Source organism: Vibrio sp. ABH4_348, from assembly GCF_056159765.1.
Genome location: NZ_JBSWVW010000001.1, coordinates 976,714 through 1,001,716, shown reverse-complemented (window position 1 = coordinate 1,001,716; position 25,003 = coordinate 976,714). Strand labels below are relative to the sequence as shown.

The following is a 25,003-nucleotide window of genomic DNA, read 5'->3' as shown; positions in this document are numbered from 1 at the left end:
TACATATTCTTAATACCGTTGAAGTAACAAAACAAAGGCCCAAGAGAATACTTCTCTTGGGCAACTTTGAATTTAGCTTGTCATTGTTGAATAGCGGTGTTTACGCCACCTTCTTCTTTTTCTTTTCTGAAGGCTTATTGGCTTGAGGTGTTTGAGGTTTCTTGGCTTTCATCACCATCCATCCACCCATTCCTGCAACAGCCGCTTCAACATCTATATTACTGATTGCCGAAGTACTGTTTTCCGAAGAACTATCTGCCGAGTTCAAGGCCTGCTCATCTGTAGAACATTCTTCGCCTTCATTTTCAGAACACGCTTGTTGCTCTTCTCCAACTGCTTCAGGCTGCTCCTCAGTTTCGCCGTTGACAGCCGGTTCTTCTGTAAGCTCGTCTGCAGGAGCTGTATCGCCTTCTTCAGAGATAATTTCCTCAGAATTTACTTCATCGGTATCTCCATCCTCAGGAGCTACATCGTCAATTGTTTCTTCAGGCAGAATACCAGCAGCGGTTGGGTCGGTTGGGATCACGAAGTCGGCACCTTCCGCTCCACCAGAACCAAAGTTTTGGAATGCTGGACCAAGATTAGCAAATGCCGATTGTGCATCTGCAGTGAACACTGTTGTTACCGCTGTTCTACTTCTTGCGGCTTGCCCTAGGTTAGATTCCTCGAATACTTGTCTTGCTAAACCACTAAATAGGCTAGTTTGAGTTGCTCGAATCAAATCCAAACCACCTTGTGCCAAAGAAATTATAAAGGTAGCTGTTGAACCTGTATCACTAGCGCTAAAGGTAAATCGACCGTACTCACCAATCAAAATATCTTCATTAAAGCTTGCGAAGAACGTATCGCTACCAAAATGCCCTTGCATACGGTCCAGGCCAGCGCCACCGAGAATAGTGTCATCACCACCGGTGAACAAATCGACTGCTTCAAAGATAATCTGCGTTGCCGTACGAGTAACTAGCGTACCATCACCACCGATTACGTCATCTCCAGCTCCTCCATTTAACGTATCGTTACCAACACCGCCCAGGATAATGTCTCGGTTCACGCCGCCTGCTACTGTATCGTTTCCGCCTAGCGTTGTTGAACCAGTGCGGGCTTGCGTGTATCGACCTGTTGCGTCACTTGAGATAAAGCCGTTATCTGCAACGATGACCGTTTCGCCAGAAGTATTGGTGATCACATCACTTCCAACACCGGCGACTAATTGGTCTTCGCCTGAACCAAGATTAACTGTGTCATTTCCACCAGTGGTACCCGAGGTGTCTGAACTGGAAATCAGAGATCTAACACCGTCAAGGAAAGTAATCTGACCATTGTCACCCAACACCGAATCATTACCTGAACCCGCAGTAATGGTGTCAGAACCAAAGCCACCAATAACAATGTCATCTCCGGCACCAGAATCGATAACGTCACTACCACCATCAGAAATATCAGTAGATTGAGCTGATGTAATCACACCTTGTTCTGAGTAGTTCAGGACACCGTTGTCAGCGACAATGTGGTCGTCTCCTGCGTTGGTCGACAGAATGTCTGAGCCATTACCAGCCAAGACAATGTCGTCACCGTCGCCAGTAGTAATGCGGTCGTTACCACCAAACTCAGGACTGCTTGTCCGAGCCTGAGTTAACACACCCTGTGTTGTATATTCAAAGACGCCGCTATCCGCAATGACCTGATTTTTACCAAAGCCCAAAGTCACAACATCGTTACCTAAGCCACCTAGCACCACATTATTACCGTTACCAGCAACAATGGTGTCGTTTCCTCCGCCATTCGTCGGATTCGATGTGGTAGCGTTAGTGAGCACTCCTGCATCGGTGTAACTCAAGGATCCATTATCCGCCACAATATGGTTGTTGCCATTGCCTAACGTTAGCTCATCATCTCCCAGACCAGCCAGTACCACTTGGTTACCTGCACCCGTTTTGATGGTGTCATTACCGCCGCCATGTTCAGGGTTTGAAGTTGTCGCGTTGGTCAGAACACCTTGAGCGTTGAAGGTCAGTGAACCATTGTCAGCAATCACGTGGTGATTACCTTTCTGCAGAGTAATTTCGTCATTACCCAATCCTGCAAGAACGACGTTATCGCCATCTTCAACGGTAAGTACGTCTTTGCTGCCAAGCTCTGGGCTAGAGGTTGTCGCATTGGTCAACACACCAGCATCGGTAAAGGTAAATGAGCCGCTGTCTAACATGACGTGATTGGTACCACCGCCAAGTAGGTCAAGCGTATCTTCACCTAAACCAGCCAGCACCACTTGGTTACCTGCACCCGTTTTGATGGTGTCATTACCACCGCCATGTTCAGGGTTTGCGGTTGTCGCGTTGGTCAGAATACCTTGAGCGTTAAAGGTCAGTGAACCATTGTCAGCAATCACATGGTGATTACCTTTCTGCAGAGTAATTTCGTCATTACCCAATCCTGCAAGAACGACGTTATCGCCATCTTCCACGGTAAGTACGTCTTTGCTGCCAAGCTCTGGGCTAGAGGTCGTCGCATTGGTCAACACACCAGCATCGGTAAAGGTAAATGAGCCGCTGTCTAACATGACGTGATTGTTGCCACCGCCAAGTAGGTCAAGCGTATCTTCACCTAAACCAGCCAGCACCACTTGGTTACCTGCACCCGTTTTGATGGTGTCATTACCACCGCCATGTTCAGGGTTTGAGGTTGTCGCGTTAGTCAGAATACCTTGAGCGTTGAAGGTTAGTGAACCGTTGTCAGCAATCACATGGTGATTACCCTTCTGTGAAGTAATTTCGTCATTACCCAATCCTGCAAGAACAACGTTATCGCCATCTTCCACAGTAAGTACGTCTTTGCTGCCAAGCTCTGGGCTAGAGGTCGTCGCATTGGTCAACACACCAGCATCGGTAAAGGTAAATGAGCCGCTGTCTAACATGACGTGATTGGTACCACCGCCAAGTAGGTCAAGCGTATCTTCACCTAAACCAGCCAGCACCACTTGGTTACCTGCACCCGTTTTAATGGTGTCATTACCACCGCCATGTTCAGGGTTTGAAGTTGTCGCGTTGGTCAGAATACCTTGAGCGTTGAAGGTTAGTGAACCATTGTCAGCAATCACATGGTGATTCCCTTTCTGCAGAGTAATTTCGTCATTACCCAATCCTGCAAGAACGACGTTATCGCCATCACCCAAGGTAATCTCATCGTTACCACCCAAGTTCGGTTGTTGTGTTGAAGCAGTTTGTAGCAGTCCAGTTGCCGTATACGTCAGAGTTCCATTGTCACCCACAACATGATTTGAACCTGAGTCAGACGAAATTATATCCGCTCCAAGACCAGCTAGGATGCGATCATTGCCGATACCAGCATCAATAGTGTCAACACCAGTTTTGTCAGTTCCACGATACGTCGTTGCCACTACTTGGATACTATTGGTTATATCGACTATACCGAAATCACCAAGAATCCAATCATTACCTTCACCGCCTAACACGGTATCGCTGTCTGCACCAGCAAAGATAACGTCATCACCATCATTTCCTGAAATATGGTCTTGAGAGCCATAAGTCTCATTGGTGGTCTGAGCTGTCACCCACGCGCCATTTTCTAGTGTAACCACGCCAAAATCACCAAAGAGCATATCGGCATTCGAGCCACCCTCCAACTTATCGGCATTAGCTCCACCAAATAAAATATCGTTGCCGCTGTTACCCGAAACAATGTTGGCAAAACCATCATCATTGGTATTACTAGGTAAGGTTAAATCTATATCTTGATTAGTAACCTGAATAACATCGTCCAATGACGTTGATTTGATTCGGTTCGTACCCGCTACTTGGGTGATGATTCCTTTGTCACCAAACACGATATCATCGCCTGATCCGGCGTCGATGTTATCAAAGCCGAGGGTCAACTCATCACTCGTTTCAACATTGTCATCGTTAGCCGCTTTAAGCACTACGCTCATGATTTGCGTAGACAAGTCATAACGAGTCGTCAGGTCAAAGTTAAAGCCTGCGTCACCGTAGATATGGTCGGTACCACTCAACCCAAATATGTTGTCGTCACCTGAACCACCAGCGATATGGTCACCAAAAGCACTACCCGTGAGAGTATCATTGCCTTTACCACCATAAATAACGACAGAGCCACCTGCACCGGAGGCATCGATAACGTCATTACCTGCGACAGTAAACTCACGTGCTTTGTCTGTTTTAGCGTCTGACGTGGCATTGTATGACGAGCCATCTTGTACGGTATCGCCAAGCAAGATAAGCGCACCGTCTGCATCACTACCAGTGACTGTGATGGTGTCATTGCCGCCCCCACCGTGGACAACGGTTATCGCACCTTTAGCTGTATTAGATATCGTAAAGTTATCGTTACCTTGACCTAGGAAGGTTTCAATCACTTCGATGTCGGAATACTGAATACCTTTCCCACTCGCCATACCTAGACCGGTGATTTGACTGTCGGTTAACTCTCCGCTGTCGTTGACAATACTGCCGTCATTGAACACGTTCAAACGGTCAGTTTGCTGATTTTCATCGAGCGTAATGTTAACAATCGGTAACTCACTATCACTCTCCGTCGGTAGAATAACTGCCGTACTGAGTTCTCTAGACTTACCTTCCGGTACTCCACCTTCGATGATCAACTTGCCCTGAATCTTGGTCAAGGTATGAGGTTGAAGCGGCGGATTTTGCACCGGTTGGTTTGTCGATTGTGAGTCGTAATCTGGATTAACCGCAAGGTCAATTTCAATTGGCTGATCCCAGTTATCGACATCAAATGTCACTGAGTTAGAAACTGCGTCAAAACGTGCATCTGAGCTACTAAACAACGTTTGACCATCATTCAACAAATTGACTGTCACAGGACTGGTTGGTTTTTTGCTCAACACTAAGGTGTAACTGTCACCTTGAGTCTCACTAACCAAAGTTGAACTATCTGATTGGGTCACTATTACAGCGCCACTGTCATTATCGGTAATGGTCAGTGTCTCAAGTACTGCATCTACCGAAGCATATTCGCCACCCGTAGAAGATACGGAAAGTGACACGTCACCACGGAAGAAATTCTCAACTGCGCTGTCATCAATTGCCGTTACCGTAAAGGTTTTAACCTGGTTCCAATCGCTAGCGTTGAACTCTAGAGTGTCTTTGTCAAAGCTAAATTGAGCAAGCAGATTCGCAGGAACAACTTCGCTTAGCGATACGGTTACAACTTCGCCAACTGCAGGCTGCTTAGAAAGCTTCACATCAAACGACTGAGCACCACCTTCTACAAGCGCGTTGTTACCTTGCGGTACAACAATTAACCCTGCTTGGTCATTGTCATTAACCACAACTTCAACGTTCGCAATGTCTAAACCGTCAAAGTCAGGGTTTGTACTGCTCACACTGTGGCTGATGACGTAGTCACGCCCACCTTCTGCCGCCGTATCATCGATGGCTTTCACATAGATGGTATGAGTATCTGTCCAGTTTGAGCCTGACTCAAACTCAACTACCAAAGACTCATAGAAATTGACGTTATCCAAAGACACTAAAATGCTCTGAGCATCGGCGTCTTTATCTTTGTCACTGGTAGACGAGCGTGCCGCTGAAACCATTACGTATGCAGTTGTCGCTGCGGTTGGCTCGTCAACACTTAGGGCCAGCTGATAGGTATCGGAACCATCACCCTCGTTGACTAACACTTGACCTTGAGTATCTACAGCAACAGCACCGTTTTCTTTACTAGCAACATTTAGCGACACACCATCGACAAAAATACCATCGTAGGCTGGGTCATCACTAAATACGCTGTGGTTTACAAAGCTGCTGCGCCCTTCAACTGAGTAGGAAACAATTGGCTGGGTCACATCACTTGCTACATTAAACACGTCTGCACCCAAGCCACCGATAATGGTGGTTTCTACATCAGCATTAGTACTGAGAACGTAGAACGTATCGTTACCTTCAAGGCCATCCACTTCAGCAGCTTCAACCCCGACGTAACTCACATTTAGACCCGCTCCAAAAATACCGTCTTCGGTAACCATGAAGTTGTCATCAGCTTCAGTACCCAACACAATGACTTTGTCATTACCGTCACCGCCGTCTATCTTAAGCGGAGCATTGATACTGTACTCGATGGTATCTGTGCCTTTGCCGCCAAAAAGCTCTACGTCATGGCTGTTATTAGTGAGACCGCTGCCTTTCTTCAAAAATGCTCGAACAATAAAGCTGTCGTCACCATCTTCACCATAAAGCTTAGTAATTGCTTTGTTGGAGTACACTTTGATAGTGTCGTCTCCGGAGCCGCCGTAAACCAGCATTGGTAATGAGTTACCCTTACTCAAGTAACCAAGCGTGGTTTCTGTAGTTTCGATTTCGTCACCCGCAGCGACATTAGGTGCGACACGGTCGCTACCAAATAGCTGTCCAATCTGGAACGTATCCTTACCCGCACCACCGTCAAGCGTCACTATAGTACTAGTGTCGTCACTAAAGAAATGGTCATTCCCATCTAGAGCGTTAATGGTCAAACGGGCATTGATATTCTTGTCGTAGTTAATTCGCTCAACATTGTCGGTGTATGTGCCGTCTGGGTTGGTATGCATGGCCGCTACAAAATTGGCGCGCAACAAGAAATGATCTTCTGTGGATAGACCGTTAATTGTCAGTTTGTCTGAAGACAGATTGTCATCACCGCTATCTTTTACGTCGATAATGTAATTTGCGTCGCTGCCGGTGCGATTAATCGTGTAAGTATCGTTACCACGTTCACCATCAACTAAGAAAGCTTCGCTACGAGAATGTAGCTGGTTGATTGTAAATTGATCGTATCCTAAACCACCCTTAAGAGATACGTCGCCCGTAAGTTTGGTGGCATCTATTTCAACTTGATCATCACCAGCACCTGTTGCAACTAGAATGGTCTGTGCTTCCAATGTCCCAGTTATTTTTACAGTGTCGTCCTGAGAGTTACCGTTTATCGTGATTGAGTTAGCCGCCTTAATTAAGCCCGCTATATCAGTCATCGCACCTTCAGCATCTTGGCTGTTTACGTCAGTGTTTATCTCTACATAACTTGCAGAGTCTAGCGTTGCTCCAGCCTCAAGATAGAATCCGTCCCCTGAGTTCACGGTAATTTGTTTGTCTGATTTCAGGGTAACGCCCGATACCACACGGATGTTGTCGTCAGCTGAGTTGTCATTTGAGATTAAGATGATTTCATCGGCTGCTGTTACACTTTCGGTAATCGTCATCGGACTGTTGGTTGTTAAGGTCACTGAACCGCCTGCTGTTAATCCAGCTGAGCCACTTGCAGTCACACCACCAACTTCCAACGCACCTGTATTTGTCACAAATACACTGCCACTTACGGATTCGCCCTGAATTGCACCAGTTTCTGTTGAAAGTGCATTTGAGCTTGTACCGATATCAGATTGGGCGGTTAGATAAGCTTTACCTGAAATGACATTCGCACCTGATTTGTTGTCATTCAGAATGCGTCCAGCAGGCGCCGCTATAAAGGCGACAGACGCAGCACCAGTTTGAATCTGATCGATGTACAAATCACCGCGAGTTTCAACAACATGTGAATTGTTAAAGCTGGAAATAGTAAGGTTCTGACCTTGCTGAGACCCAGTATCGATTTCTAGATCTTGGCCAATTTCACCAACAGTATCAAGATCAGAAATAAGCGTGATGCTCTGGCCAATAATATCGGCGACTTCACTCGCATCATCAGTAACCGCGTCGCGAAGTGCCAGGTTTGCTCTCAGCTTAACATCACCACTGGTCGACTCAACGTTGTCGACATCGAAGTTACCTTCTGTCTCTGTAACAACAATGTCACCTTGTGCTTTTGCAATTAGGTTTCCAGCCGTTAAATTGATTTCTAGGGCATTCGCCATAGTACCAATTGTGCCTTGCAGCGCTGTGAGTTCGATATTCTGAGCTCGAATATTCTCATAATCATGATTCAAGCCATCAAGGATAGAGCCTTGAGCTGCCGTCAAATATACGGTGCCAGAGCTTGAGTAAATGGTTGCTACATTTAGATTTGAATTAATCTCATTGATTCGGATATCACCTTGAGCTCGAGCCGTCAAAATTGCCGAATCGGCTAAATCGACATCAAACGCATTATTGGTTGAACCAATTTGACCGTATCCAGCTTCAACGACCAAGCTTGAGGCAGCAGCAATTCTGGAACTCGCAAGATCCATCAAATTCGCTTTTGTTTTGATTCTGACGTTATCGCCGGCAACCTGGTTAACTGTGAGATCTTTCTCCGAACCAAGATAAACATTGCCGTTACCAGTCGCCGACACCCAGCCAAGTGCATCAACATCAATGTCTTCTCTTTGATCGATAACAACATGGGTCAATCTAGACTGTTTGTAATTGCTCGAAATCGAAACGACGTTGGTCGCAGTCGTGACTTTTTCTAAGTCAATTACCGCACCAGATAGTCGCTTAACTTGATAGTAAGTACTGTCGATCTCTACAAAGCCATCAACCGCTAACCCTGCAATCTGCCAATCTGCGCCATCTGCAGTTACGAATGTAGTTAATGCTGGAGTCGAACTAATTGCAGCAACATCTATGGCCACGTTCACTTCGTTAGTCAAGCTAGTGGTATCTAGTACAAGTTTGTCACCGGAAACGGAGACAATTTCGTAGAAAGTACCTTCGTCATTTGCGTTTGCACTGTCACCGGCAATTCGTATCTGCATTCCAGCAACAAAGCCATCCGTTGACCATGAACCAGAAGAGCGAACCAGAGTATTTTGTCCTTCAACATTTACCGTGACATTGCTGTTGCGAGTTTCTAGAAGGAAATAGACATCATTTCGCTCAGCGGCTGCCAACAAGATCTGCTCTTGGTCAGAATAGTCACCATCCAAGGCAATTAATTCACTGCCTGCTGCCGAACCAACATCGTTCAACGTGGTAATAGTTATGTTACCTGCAGCAATAACGTTAGACGCTTCAATGGTAGCTTGAGTGCTGGTAATTGGCTTGAGTAAGCTACCGCTGATTAGGTTGTTTAATTTGTCTTCTGTCCATACGCCGACGTTGTCGCTAAAGCGCTTGTTCTCTTCTGCAGTGAGTGTGTAGGTGTAATTTGCGTCAAACGCATTTTGCCCATACTTAGCGTGTAGAGCATGGTATTCCGCATTGCGTTTTAGGTTGAGGGCGGCAATGGCATCATCAACATACTGTGTAAGCTCGGCACCTGTTTTGCCCTCGCTTTCTCCCAATGACTGGTAGTAGCTGCGGTAGTATGTTTCTTCTCCACTGGTGATAGTGGCACTTTGACTGGCGTCGTAAGTACCTTGGAATTCACCATTACGGATTTCCCAATATTGCGCGTACTCACGTTCTCGAGCATTTTGGTAAGACTCAATCAATGAAGCGAGTTTGTCTGTAGCCGCTTGAGAACCACCCAATAGACCAAGATTTTCCCACATGGAACTAAGCTGCTCTGTAGTTCGTTCATCTTGAGCCGCAGAAAGATTGGCATCTACCAACGAACCTGAGCCAACTGAAATCGTGACATTTCCAGCCTCGGATTTAATCTCCTTAACGCGCAGATCGCCGTCGGTTTCCGAGATATAAATATCGCTAGTAGCTAAAATTGTCAGAGAGTCACGGTTCTTAACACCACCATCTATTGCAAGTGCTTGTGAAGATGACCCCACATGCGCTTCTGAATTGATGTTGATGATACCGCCACGAACCACTCCGGCCGTACCCGATTGCGCTTCAATACCACCGACTGCAGATAAGAATACTTTACCACCTGTATCTCTTGCCAACTGCCAGTTAGACGCCGACTCGACTTTCTTCACGACTAGTGGGCCATCTGTCTCAACAATATTGATTAAGCCGCCGTAAGTCTTGGCTTGTAGGCCACCACCAGCATTGTTGGTCAAGTTAGTTTTCAGCGCAGTACCAGCAGCACTGATTGAACCATCGGCATTGACGTATGGCGCTTTGCCGATATTACTAGCAGTCAAAACGATGTTTTTACCGCCAACCGTACCGGTAGAAGAATTGTATAGGTCGGCATTTGTGGTAATGGTTGTGGTACCAAAATCATTACTGATGTTGCCATGGACATTGACATCGCCACCCGCATTAGAAACGATATCAATCGAACCCTGATCTCTACCGGTGAAATTAATATTTATGCTGTAATCGGCGCGAATTGAGTGAGTCGACTCATCTCGAACTTTACTCTCTTGAACAAACTTAGAGTAGTAGGTTTTTTTGCCCCACCAAGTGCTCTTCGACCACTTCTTAACTAGAGATTTTTCATTAGAAAGTTCGGTGCGTTTTGTTTCATAGATGTAGTCCTTGCCAATATTCGTATTGTCGTATTCAAAATACGCACCTGCACCTCTTAGTACAGGAGAGCCCACTTTTTCAGGAGTTCCGGAGAAAGAAACATCTGACGGGTCTTTTGCAAGAGCATCGATACCAAGCCAAGAAGACGTACTTTTTGTCGTGTAGAGACGCTCAAAGCTCTCTTGGCCCATCGTCCAAGAATAGCGACCTCCCGCTTTAGGATCGTATTTCGCTGTTGATGCTGAACTATTATCAGACGTAGTAACGGTAAGTCCATTCGCATCTTTGACGTACTTGGTCTCCATTGGAGTACCTGAAGAGCCTTTTGCTTTATCACGGATGATAAGCGTGCCTTTACCACGGGTTGAGGCATCCAGACCGATGATCTTGATATCCAGATCCGTGTTGTTTATTACGTCGATGTCAGCATAACCGCCAAGCAACTCAATCGCTGAGTTTTTGTTGGTATTGAAGATATTACCTTCAAGCTCGATGTAACCACCGCTCACTCTCATATCGCCGACCACCAATTGGTCGTTAGTTGCGTCATAGAACAGCGAGAAGTCTTCGCTGCCAGAGTCTACTCGAATCAAGCCAGTCGCACCCGATGCTCGATAGTTTGCTATGGTATTCTCTAGCGACTTGTCGATGTTAAGGGTGAATGACTCTTTACCACTCTGCAGCTTACCGTTGAGGTTTATGTACTCAGCGGTAATTGAAATACTGTCGGCGTAGATATTAGGCCCATAAATGGCGCGATTAACCATGTTGTTAATGTCGGTCTGCGTCGCTTGTTGCAAACCATTGTTGCCGATTTCAGCATTCCACTTGGCGTATTCTTGGCCGCCCGCTGAATAGGTTGAGCCCGGTGGAAGACTGATTACCGTAGAACCAGCGGTAGCGATGACTTGATCTTTAACATCGATATCCGCTTGGATAGTGATGTCGCCCTTACCCAGAACTTCAGTACCACCGTTAGTATTGCCCGAGGTACTTTTCAGTAGCATGCTTCCTGAGCGGTTAGTTACTTCTCCAACCAAAGTGATCGACGGCCAAGCAACAACAGAAGAGAAATTACCTTGGTAACCTAGTGCGAGATCGGCATTGTATTTATCAACATCGAAGGAATTAATGATTTCAATCGATGGATCTGCGCTCACAGCAGTATCTTGGCGCTCACCATTTAAGTAAGTGCCACCGTTTTCTTGCGGAATGGTAATCTTGTTAACTTCAAGAGAAGCCAGCGTCTTGTTGTGAATGGTGACCGAAGCATCACCCGGCGTTGTTACCGTCCCAGTATTGGAATAACTTCCTGCGCGGATATCGACACGACCTGCTTCCGCATGGATATCGTTAATAGATACTACCGTTGTGTAGACTTCATTGGCGAAGTACAGAGTCTGATTGCCGTACGTCACCTCTTCCAGCATACCTTTTGAAACCAACAAGTCTTGCAAACGGGTGATTTCAGACTTGTAGAATGCTTCGATTTCGGTATCTGTCGCCTTGCCATCATTGAATATTGCTAGCTGCTCTTTGGCGAAATCTAAGTCATCAAATAGTTGGGAGTTAACTTTGTCGACTCGGGTGGTAAAGGTAATACCATCCGTTTTGTTAACTTCATTTACGGTGCCGTCATCGTTAAGGCTAATGATTTCGATAGATTGGTTGCGACGAATACCCGTTTCCAAGGTGCCTAGGTTGTTAACCGTACCAGTAGCACCAGAGCGAACATCACCACCCAAGTCAGCGGTGCCACCAAGTGCCGAAGCCCAGTTAACGGTCTTGGTTTGCGCATTCATATCGGCAAAACCAAAGCGTTCTGCATGGATGTTCATTTGACGCGATGTTTTTAGATGGGCATTGCTAGCAATGGTAATGGCGTTAGCTTGCTGTAAGTTTGCGTAAGCATCAGCACTGTCGATAGGAATCAAGCTGGCAGCAAAGCTATCAATCATTGCGTGAATTTTGTAGTCATCGCGATTGAAATCGGTATCCGTACCTGCAGAAATATTGACATCGCCATATGAAGTTACTGATGCACCTTCATCAAATAGGATGGAATTCTCAGGCGTAATGTCAGCTCTTGAACTAGTGACGGTAACTGACACTGCACCACTAGAGTCAGACTCAACGTTAGTTTCTACCGTGCCTTGGCCACGTGCTGAAACTTGCAAATCACCTTCACTTACTAGAACCGCATTTTTGCCAACCACAACCGATGCAAGTAGTTCGTCATCACTGACTTTTACTGTTGCTCCGGTTCCAGCCAACGCACCATTTGCATTCAAAATGACCTTGTCTTTAATATTCAGATCATTCAGTGCATTAAGTGAAATGCCATCTGTTGTACCAGTTCCATTTGAAGTTAACTCAGCGTCTTCACCAATGTTGATCTTGGTAGCGATATCCAGAACCGTTCTACTGTCTGCACCGGCGGCGCTGGCCAATCCACCTGCCGAAGCGGTGATGTTGCCACCTGAATCTTTTTGGGCTCTGTTTATTGCGTCGACATTTATGTCTCTCGCAGTCACGGTAAATTTATCGCTGTTGCTAGTTCCACTACCCAGATTCACCGTAGTGTCTGCGATGATTTTGTGGTCAACTTCCGCACCTGAACCGGACAACAGCCCTCCAGACGCAGCGACAATCTTGGCATCGAATTTGGCCGTGTGTTCGGATTTCACTCCGAATACGCCTGTACCGGAGGTCTGCCCGAGCGTAAAGTCAGAATCATCGTCAACGTTAACAGATGTGGTGCTTGTAGATTTAGTGTCGGCGCCAACACCCGCTCCTGCTAACACACCACCACTACCGGCTACAGCATGAACATAATTGTTGTCTTTACCTTGAGCGACAAGGTCTAAACTGCCGCCGGTAATTTGAGAATCCGTAATATTCACTTTCGTTTCGTTAGTGGTTTCTGCGTCAGCGATAACCACACCGGCTGCGATCAAACCACCCGCAATACCGTAGGAATAGCTCTTCTGCTCTGAGTCTGACAGGGCTTTTACATCTGTATGACCGGTAACATTAAGCGTAGAGCTGTCCACTGTCGCATTGACTTTACTGGTCACGTCCGAGTCGACGATAACGCCAGCGCCACCAATGCCCAATCCAGCCGATACAGACGTTGCGATACCTTCAGTTCGAGATACATTTTTCTCTGAAGCAATTACATCCACATCTGTTGTTGCGGTTAGCGTCGAACGACGAACTGCACTATCGACCAAAATATCCGTTTTGTTAGTCACGTCAGTTACGGCAAGCGACACGCTAAAGCTTATTGGAGCGTATGTCGCCGCCAATGAAGCGGCACCCGCTGTCGCGTCAATGTTGGCGTCACTATCGCTCTTCACATTGATGTTGTTAGCAACGATGTTGGCGCTATCTTCGATATAACTGTCAACGTCGGCGTAAACCTTATTGTGAACACCCACTCCTGCACCAGACAAACTGATACCTATCGCACCACCTGAAGCGGCAGCACTTCCTGCACCGACGCCGGCGTTAACTGTCAGGTCAGAGTCGGATTCGACATTAATGTCTCCCGATGAATAAACATTGCTATTGTCGATGAAGGAGCGAACGGCCAATCGGTCACTCGAGGAACCAATGTTGTTTCGGGATAGCGATGCGCCAATAGAAGCACTAATGCCACCACCTGCTCCACCAGAACCAGCCAAAGAAGCCGTTGCAATGGTTGCGTCCGTAGTAGAGGTGTTCGTCGCCTTAACAGTCACGCCACCCACTTTAGAGGCGTTTGACCCTAAGTTGCTATTTTCGATACTTGCAAATGTATCGCCATAGACGTTGTTAACAACTTCGGCACCCGCTCCACTTACGGAAATGCCTCCACCCGCTCCACCAGCAAGTGCAAGCGACGCCGCGACCGATGTACCTTTAATGGTATTTTTTGAATTTGAAGTGACGTTTACCGCGCCAACAGTAACGTTGTTAATACCTTTTAAGTAGGTTACGGAATTTGTATCGACCGTATTCTCTGCAATGGCAACGCCGATGGTGATTGACACACCACCTCCAGCACCAAATGCCGCAGCAACCGTCGCCGCACCAGAATCTGCCGTGATTTTTGACGTGCTATCACTAGAAACTGTCAGACTCGATGCTCCAATGGTAAGCGAAGAGTTTCCAGAGTTATCAATATAGGCTTTAGTATCGGAGTAGACCTTGTTCGTAGTGCTAACACCCGAACCAGAACCCGAAATGCCTCCTCCAGCACCACCGGATGCCGCAATGCTTCCCGCAAACACCTCGGATTTGATAGTCATGTCAGATGTGGCGTTGATTTTCAGCGCACCTGAGGTGCTAACTTGTGTATCTTTTAGGTAAGCATTAACACCGTGGCGATTGCCGCTGGTTCCAATCTTATTGGTCGCAACACCTGCACCAATTGATAAGCCAATACCACCGCCAGCGCCACCAGCCACACTGCCTGATGTTCCAACCACAAGCGCTTCAACCGTAGACTCATCTGATGCCGAAACGGTAACGCTAGAAGCGTTGCTCAATTTTGAGTTTTGTAAGTAAGCGTTTGTACTACCAGTAACCTCGTTACTGGTATCAGCACCAGCGCCTGAAAGGCTGACGCCACCGCCCGCACCACCAGCCAGAGCAAGAGAGGCGGCAACGGATGTTGATTTCACCGTTTGTTTGCTAGTCGCAGTAACGTTGACTGCGCCGTTCGAAGAATTAACAGAATCCGCACCTTTAACATAAGCACTGGTGTTGCTGTCAATCGAGTTAGAAGCAAGTGCAACTCCAATAGTTACGGAAACACCACCACCAGCACCAAATGCGCCACCAATCGAAGCTGCTCCGCCATCAGCGGTAATCTTTGAGGTATTCGAGGCATTAACCGTTAGACCAGAAGAAGTTATCGAATCAGACTCAGCCGAATTATCTATGTAACTATCGATATCACTGAATACTTTATTGGTCGCATTAACACCAGTGCCCGCGGCAGAAATTCCGCCACCCGCACCGCCTGAAATAGCTGCACCACCAGCACCCACACCAGAGTCAACAGTCAAGTTACCGACAGCGTCAATCGACAACAAACCGGCTGTGTTGATATCGGAATCTTTGATAAATGCGGCAACCGAAAGTCTGTCACCCGATTCACCAATTTTGTTCTCTGTGACCGCCGCTCCAATTGAAAGGCCGATACCACCGCCGGCACCACCGGCGCCACTCGCGGTGGCCGCTACTGTTGTTGCTGTTATCGTTGATTCATTCTTAGCGTCTAGATCGACTTTAGAAGCAGAAACAATATCTGTATTTTGAATGGAGGCTTCAGTATCACCTAATAATGTATTATCTGAATCTGCCCCAGCGCCAGACAAACTGACACCACCACCGGCACCTCCGGCAAGCGCAAGTGACGCCGCAGCAGAGGTTGCTTTTATGGTTTGTTTGCTTGTGGCATTAATTGTCACGCTACCTGCACCAGCAGTGAGCGACGACACGCCATTCACGCGAGCACGAGTATTGCTATCAATTTTGTTTTGAGCGAGTGCCACTCCAATAGTGACAGACACACCACCACCTGCGCCAAACGCTCCACCGAGCGACGCGGCACCAGCTTCTGAAGTGATTTTCGAAGTGTTAGAGGCATTGAGAGTCAAGCCGACAGAGTTAATCGTGTCAGCCGACGTCAAGTTATCAATGTAGCTGTCGACATCGGTATAAACATCATTCAGCGCATTAACACCTGTGCCCGCAGCAGCAATACCACCGCCACTACCGCCAGCGATTGCGGCACCACCCGCTCCCACACCAGCTTTCACAGTCATATTGCCTACTGAGTCCAGAGACAATAATCCTGTCGCATTGATCTTTGAGTCTTTTACAAAGCTTGAAACTGACAGGCGATTACCTGATTGACCTATTTCGTTATCTGTAACAGCGGCACCAATAGATAATCCAAAGCCACCTCCAGAACCACCAGCTCCACTTACAGTTACCGCCACTGTGGTTGCTGTGATGGTAGATTCATTGCTCGCATCTAGGTCAACGTTTCCTGCGCTAACAACATCTGCACCGTCTAAATAGGATTGCGTGTCACCAAGGATCGTATTCTCAGAGTTTGCACCAGCACCCGTTAGCGATATTCCACCACCTGAACCTATAGCAATACCCAAAGACGCAGCAACTGAAGTCGCTGTGATGGTAGATTTGCTGGATGAATTGATATCCAGAGTTCCGGTCGTTAAAGCAATTTTCGCATTTCGTACGTATGAACGATTGTTGGTATCAACGACATTACGAGCCAAAGAAACCCCAATGGTAGCTGCTACGCCACCACCCGAACCAAATCCAATCGCTAGCGAAGCTGCCCCAGCGTCAGCTGTTATTTTAGAAGTATTGTTGGTTGTTAACGTCAGTGACTGTGACTGAATTTGCTTGCTGGAATCAGTACTGTTATCAATGTATGAATCAACATCGGCATAGATGTAGTTTTCGGTATTTACACCAGAACCCGCCGCCGCAATTCCGCCACCAGAGCCGCCTGCCACTGCCATGCCACCAGCACCAACACCAGCTTTAATAGTAAGGTTAGCTGTAGATCGGATCTCTGTTGAACCACCGATATTAGCTGATGAATCTTGAATATAAGCATTAACCGTATGACGGTTTCCAGATGTTCCGATTTTATTGGTTGCAACCGCTGCGCCAATTGAAACGCCAAGTCCACCGCCTTGACCACCTGCTGCAGACAAAGAAACAGCTGCTATTTGGGCTTCAACGGTAGAATCATTTTCTGCACTGATATCAAGCTTACCACTGGTTTCAAGGTGGCTATTCTTCACTGCAGCGGATGTCTTACCAATGATTGTGTTTTTAGCTTCGGCGCCAGCACCACTCAGGGCGATTGAACCTGAAGTGCTATAGCTAAGCGCTAAAGATGCAGCCACTGAGGTTGCTTTTATGGTTGCGTCAGAATCGGCCAAAAGAGTAACCGTTCCAACTTTATCGGCAGAAGTGCCAATTTGGACACCGTCAATTTCGGCAGTGGTGTTGGTATCAATGACATTTTCAGCCAAGGAAACACCGATGCTAAGTGTTCCTGAACTCGCAGTCGGAGAATACGCGCCAGCAATGGATGCCCCCACAACATTGCTAGTGATGGTACTGTTATCTATCGCGGTTACAGCTACATCATCGGCATGAATCGTAACATTGTTTTGTGTCGCTTGGATTGACGCGTCTATATCGACATTGACTTTGTTTACCGCTTCAGCGCCAACACCAGTCAATGAACCTGCTGAACCTGTTGCTGATTTCGCGATTGCAATCGATCCGGCAACCGTATTTGCCACGATGTCCTGAGTACCTTTGGCGTTGACATTTACGCTACCAGTTACGTCGATAACACTGTTATTGATGGTTGATGAGATATTACTTTTATCACCTTCGCCAACGTAGTTTTCGGCTAGGGCAACACCCACACCTCCCGAGACGCCCGTGCCCGCTGACGCGCCAGCATAGCCAATATTGGCAGAGACAACAGTAGAGTGAATCTTGCCTGTTGCTTGTGCATCTAAGAAAACTCCGGTCGGCTCGGAGGTGGCAGAATTGACAGTAGTCGTTTGTTTAACTTCAGAACCATCAATCAGAGCTTGCGTATCACCAAATATTTCATTTTTTGTGCTCGCACCAGCACCCGTCAAGCTAATGCTTTTTGTCGAACCGCTTTGCAAGCTGACTGATGGAGCAACAACGATTGAGATAATATTCGCATTGTTTTTTGCATTCACATCAAGGCGAGAGCCAGCTTGGTCGTGGCTTGGCAGAGTGATTACGCTGTTATCGGTAATTTTAGCTCGAGTATTAAGGCGAACTTTGTTGTGACTAATTGCCGCAGCTAAAGATAGACCAACTTTAGTATCAAAGTCAGGCGTTGACTCTTGGCTGACCGCTGCGCCAAGCGCAATTGATAAGATATCTGAATCACTGGTCGCTTTGTTTGCCACCTTACCTGACGTAGAAGTCAACTGCGTGTTACTGAACAGTGAATCGATATTGGCGGTAATGTTGTTCTCAGCATACGTAGCGGCTACCGCACCATTGCCCGCATATGCCACTCCAAGTGCAATTGCATATATTTCAGAACGATCTTTAGCGTTGACATCAACGGCATAACCATCAGAATTTTGACCTGCAACGGTTAGGCTAGCAATGTCGATAAGATTTGCATCTACATCGATATTAACGTTGTTGATCGACACATTGCCCGCGACTGCGATACTGCTGCTATTTGGAGCGACCGATGTTTGGGCAATTCCAGACATCGAAGCTGAAATCGACGTAGTTATCACTGTGCTGACATTGTCAGCAAGTACGGACAGTTCTTTAACCTGAATAGAATCTACATTATTAATTCCAGCATGAACCGTAAAGTCAGCGTCATTTCTTAGACCAATTCCCGCGGCAGCCAATGCAAATTTGTTTGCAGTCGCACTAGAATAAGCAATTGGGAATGCGTAGATACCGCTCTGTTCTGTTGCTAGTAGCGACAGGTTGTCAGCATTCAAGCTTGTTAAATTGTAAACTTCAGCCTTCGTTGTATGATCGACGTCGTTAAAAATAAACGCCCCCGAGATAGCAACGCCATAATCTGCATTAACAAAATCTGGCTCGCTTTGGCCTGACGGGGTAACTTTACCCGTTGCCCAAGCCGCGCTAATCGCAGAGCCAATTACAAAACCATCGCTGTTAGCTGTTACATTGACATCACCTTTAACATCAATCGTACCGGATTTGGCTGAGTTCGAATTGCCGACACGAGCAATCGTGTTTTTCACGACGTCGTTAACAATCGCAGAACCACCTACACCAACAGAACCACCAGCTGCCATACCGCTACTTACCGCGATAATGTCAACTCGGTTGTCCGCGTTGACCGATAGACGTTCTACACCGGATGGATTATTTACACGCGTTCCGATATCCAAATCCACACCAGAACCGATTAACGCTTTCGACGTACTGTTTATGTCGTTACTTTGGTATAAGCCACCAATGCCCAAATTGCCTTTACCGACACCGTAGGCATAGCCGATGTTGATCGCGAATGTTTCCGTGTGGCTATCAACTTTAATTTTGTCCGCATATGCTTGAACGCCATCTTCAATAATCGATTGGCTGTTCATAGTAACTTTATTGAGGTAGACGCTGGCACCAGCACCATTCAAACTCGCCGACGCTCCTTGAGATGCATAAATTTTCTTAAGGAAATTGTAATCAGTGTCAGTGGAGGTTTTATTGCCGATATAGTCAACAGCCTTATTGACTGTGTTAGATAATACCGACAAGTCGCGTCCTGAGATCGTTGCGCCTTGACTTATAATCGCGTCAAAAGCGTCATGTAGATCTTTTTCTGTCGTTTCATTAAACCCATTAGCAAATGCTTCTCTCTGGTTGATGATAGCGCCAGATTTAATAATCGATTCAGCATCTTGAGTGGAATCTAACAACGAAAAATTCAAAGCAAGCGATACCTTGGCACCGGCGGCTTCAGATGAAATTGAGTTGTCTAACAGGTAAAGGTCAGACTCGCCGCCTAATAACTGGCTAGGCAAGCTAGTAAACTTGTCTCCCAGCAGCTCCCACAGCGTTGTATCGGAGAAATCTGTTTGAGCGAAGCGCATGGTGTCTGTCGCACTTCCAAGGTATTTGTAGACCGCGCCAAAGAAACCCATTTCAGGTTGTTGGCCTTCAGATTGCTGCCAATCATAGGTGCCGGATTCAAAACCAATAAGATCACCAGTCTTTATGCTGTAATCGGTATCTATTGCAGAGTTATTAATGAACGTCGGTTTTACATATTTAAACTTGGTATCGCTGCTAATGATTCCAGTTTGATTTTCTGCGTTTGACTTCACTGTGACAGATTTAAACGCATCAATCGTAGTTGTACCGCGAATGTAAGCCTTGGCGGTGTTATCCAAATCTGCAATTGCAACTGAAACAGCGCCACCAAATGGCACTTGCTTAAACGCACCTTGTGCACCAGCAGCACCAAGTACCTGATCCAGCTGCGAAGGTGAGCTAGAAATGGACTTCACGCTAGTTAACTGTCGGCTATCTACATCAGAACTTAGTTCAAGAGCACCGCCCACTTGGATATCTGATACTTGGCCATCGATACCCATGTTGGCTTGCGCATTATTGGTATCGTCCGCATAGACCAGTGCAATACCAGCGGTAAACTTAGTTGGGGCCAATCGGTTACTTGGAGTCATCGCATTGCTCGCCAATGGGATGGCTTTAGCAAGCGAGGTATTGGCTGCTAAGTATCTGTACTTATCACCAAATTTTTCCAGTTTACTCGGAACGCGATCAACCTTAGCAACCGCTTCTGTTCCCCACTCACCGTCAACTCTGCCCTGTTTCTGATTGGCTTCAACGGTCAAATCACCAGCGACGACAATGTCACCCGCTAACGTGGCATCAGTATCTCCAGATTCAATGTGTACCGCGACACTTGCAGCCAGCTTACCATTGCTCTCAGCGTCACTTAACGCCCCAACATAGGTGAAGTCAGACGTATTCGCCTTAACGGTTAGATTGCCGTTCGCTACGATCTTGGCTTTTTCCGAAACGAATACATCGGTATCAGACTCTAGCAGTCCTACTGAAACACTAGCGGCATAACCGGCGTAACCAAATAATGGCTCGGCTTTCACCTTTAGGTAGTTTTCAGTCTGACCGGAAATGGTTACATTCCCTTCGGCGATAATGGAACCGTCAACTTGCACAAAGGCCGAAGACTTAATGCTGCCAATGGCAACCGCCAAGATTGCAGAAATAGGCTCTGAGGTGACTCGGGCAATGGTTCTCGCTTCAATAGTGACATTGTCACCTTTTAGTAGTGCTCCATCTGCGATCGTTACTTTGGTATCAACGACCGAGCGAGAATAACCTGCGACCAAGCTTAATTGGTCTACTTCTCGCTTTAAATTCTCTAGGCTTAAAAATCCAAAATCAATCGAGTTCCCGCCATAAGAAACCGTGTTTTCGGGGTTTGACTCAGCAAATGCAATAACAGAAATATCTTTACCCGTTATTCTTGCGTCACCAATTTCAATACTCGCGCTTAACTTGTCGTAGTTGTAGAAGCCTAAGCCTTTTATTGTATTTCTAGCATCAGTCGCGGCAAAACTAATATCACCACTGGTTGACAGAGAGGCACCAGACGAATTGATATCGACGTTATCTTGAACCACGATGTTGGTGGCACTAATGCTGATCTCGCCACCCGTCCCTGTTAGATCTGAAGTATTAATATCAGCACCAACAGTGACTTTACCATTTGCTTTAAAGTGAACAGATTGGCCAGCAAGATTGATGTCTTGCAGTATTTGCAGATCGCCAGCGTGCTCTGAAACTAATGTGTAATCAAGGCCTGTAATGTTTGCCCATGAAAAGTCAGATGCGCTAAATGTTGAACTGCCGCCATAAAACACAACATCATTATTGGTCGCGGCTTTAAGCTCGACAGTGACCGCTTGTGTACGATTATTAACATCGAGTCGGAGTTCATTTGAACCTGAGCCGCCTTTGAGGGTAGCGTTTGATTGTGCGGCATCGAGAACTACATCAATAGTTGCAGAGCTTGCATCAAGAACGGTCGCGCCACTTGTAGCTAATGCTGAAGCTTTCTCTATACCAGTTAAAGCAACTGATTTATCGGTTTGAGAAGCACCTTTCCAACTAATTGTAGAGTTTGTGATTACAATTTCAGTATGACTAGCGGTCGTTGAAGCAGAGACGGTATCGCTTCCCAGGCCACCCGAAACCGACTTGTCATCACTATCAATTTCGAAAACATCAGACCCTTTGCTACCAATGAAGGTATCACTGCCTGCGTTACCTCGCTGTTTTGTCATTTGCACAGACGCGAGCAGGCTCATACTAACACCCGTTAGTTGACCTGTCGTAACCGTACCATTTAGACCAAGAACATCTAGTAGAGACGAATCCGAACCCACCACGCTCAGATTTTTAATTCCGGCAATATCTATCGACGCTGTTTGCTGATTGAAACTTGCAGTCATTGCACCGCTGTCTCTGTCATCAGCCGCGTTGATCAGTGCAATGAGGTCTTCAAGAGTTTGTACACCTTGGACATCTAGATCAATAACGGTTGTGTTGTCATCCAGCTCAAAACGCAAGGTGAAATCTTGTACATTACTCCAACCTAAAAGAAGGTTTACTGAAGTGCTAGAACTTACACCATGGAAATCAGCTGCATTTATCGTATCGTCTAAATTCGAGCCAATTAGTTCCGAGGATTCAATCCCCGTGAGAGTAATAGTAGTGCTGTTAACTAGGAGTTGATGGTTATCCAGATCCATAGTGAAGGCTGTATCAGCGGTGCCGCTCATATCCGCGATTAGCGTGTCTTCACCTTCTCCACCAACAATAGTGTCAGCGCTATTTCCTGAGACATAGATGAAGTCATCGCCCGCACCAGCATCTATTTTATTGATGCCTTGAGCACCGCGTATAGTATCTACACCCGCAAGTGTGCTGATATCAGCTTGGCCCGCAAAAGCAGACAAATTAACGTTATCTGCACCTTTGCTACCTTCAATTTTTATTGTGTCAGCGCTATTAAATCCAATTAGAGTGTCTTCAGAAACCGTCCCGGTCTCTGTGATGGTTGCGGTTACACCATTATTTGCAGAGATAGAATCAGCAATAGGTTTACTCGCGTAAAGGCCAGAAAAAGAAACAACCCAATCACCACTTAATTCACTGACAACCAACTGACCAAAATTGAGGTCTAACGCCTTTTCAATCGCACGAGAGACATCGCGTCCCGTCGCATTCCACGCAATTTCATCGGTAACAAAGGTATCTGAGCCAACGACAATTGACAGCGTGTAACCACTACCGGTCGTCGCTTGAGGTAGAGCAAGGGTCCAAGTCTCGTTCGTGCCCTGCGAGAGATCAAGTTTGTAGTCAGCACCGGAAACATTAATCTCAGCTCGGCCTGCAAATGATTCTTCTAGAATGTCATTGCCTGCACCTGCAGTGAAGGTGTCAGCGCCACCCAAACCCGTCAGTGTGTCGCCAAATGCCGAAGCGATTAGCGTGTCATCCAACTCAGTACCGACTAACGTAATGTCGTAATCACCCGCGTCTTTTGCATTAAGCGTTTTACCTGTGGTATCCGTATCGATGGCAACGGCTTTTAAATAGACCTTTTCGACAGTGTCTAGGGTGTCGTCTTCACTATTGATGGTCAGCGTATTGCCGTTAAGGACAAAATCGGCATTTCTGACTTCAATAATCTCATCGGTACCCGCGCCACCAACAAAACTGTCCGCACCCGAGCCACCAATAAGAATATCGTCTTTGCTACTACCGATTAAGGTGTCGTCACCACCTTGGCCATCAAGGTGAACCATGATGTCAGCGTTGGAAAAATCAAAGTGGTTATCACCATCGCCACCCTTCGCAGACAAAATATCGACATCGACTGTCTTGATACTATTTCCATCAGCAGTAAAGCTGGTTCCGTCCCAAGTACCGGTATTAATGGTAAAATCAGATTGTGTCTTGTCGACCGTTACCGTTGCATCGATACCTGTGTTGCCGCTTTCAGCAAAGAGAACGGTATCAAAACCTTCATTACCATCAACCGTATCGCCAATCCCAACCACGAACAAGTTGTCATTTGAGTCACCAGTAATTTGGTCAGTAAACGTCGAACCAATTACGGTGCTCATACCAGTAACACTGTCAAAACCAGACACAGCTTCAGTTTCTAGGTTTACGTTCACTCCAGAGGCGTATTGGCTATAGTCAAGGTAGTCAGTTCCGCTACCACCAAGCTCATCAAAACCTTCAAACTCGATCGCAATAGAGGTAGAACCATTTAAGATACTGCCCGCAACAATTTCTTGAGTAGTAAGAGTGCCCTTGCCCTCTTCTTTAATTTGCCAGTTAAAACTGTTGTTGATTGCCGATAGAACGTGTTGCGATTCGTTGGTTTGAGTCGCGGATAATTTTTCTATACCTGTAAACTCAACAATTCCATTGGTGCCCATTGAGCCCGAGTTATCGCCACTGATTTGCCATGCACTGCTGGTAACATCCGAAGACGTTTTAACCGTGTCGTTGCCATCGCCACCGTTAAACTGAATAACAAATGCTCGCTCGCCTAGGTCTAAAAATGACTTATCAACCGTTAGTTCTTCATCACTATCTGTGCCGGTGATAGTGATAACGGTATTTTCTGCAATATCAGATAGCTTTCTTTCTCCAATAACGGTTACGCCATCGGAGTTGTTAATCAGCTGAATAAATTGCTCATTATTATTTTCAACAACTTTTAACGTCACATTGGCGGAGTCGGCTGCTAGCGTGGCTAGCGGGTCTGCCGACAGCAGCAATCGCGGTTCGAGTTGTTCGATTGTGAACAAATCAGTTTCCGCACTGCGCTGGCGAGATTTCTCCCCCATGGCTCGCTTTACACCGCGAAACAGTTCAGACAGTTTTGAACGATAACGGGATTTGCCCACCATCTTTGTTTTCGCTTCGCGCTGTGTACGTTTTTTTAGTTGTGAAGTCATAATACTTAACCTTTGTTGGCTCTCCGGCACGAGAACACATACATCATTACTTTTTATGTGGCTTTA

1 protein-coding gene is annotated in these 25,003 nt (G+C 46.5%); it reads right to left on the bottom strand.

Annotation, left to right across the window (positions count from 1 at the left end):
* Positions 1 to 100: 100 nt before the first annotated feature.
* A complete protein-coding gene (locus ACXAFJ_RS04475; protein ID WP_475321703.1) occupies positions 101 to 24,937 on the bottom strand; it encodes an LEPR-XLL domain-containing protein in 24,837 nt (8,278 codons plus the stop codon).
* Between the last annotated feature and the right edge of the window lie 66 nt (positions 24,938 to 25,003).

What these genes read in the sequence shown, in the direction of transcription:
- ACXAFJ_RS04475 (WP_475321703.1), bottom strand. Translation starts at nt 24,937, where the DNA reads ATGACTTCACAACTAAAAAAACGTACACAGCGCGAAGCGAAAACAAAG.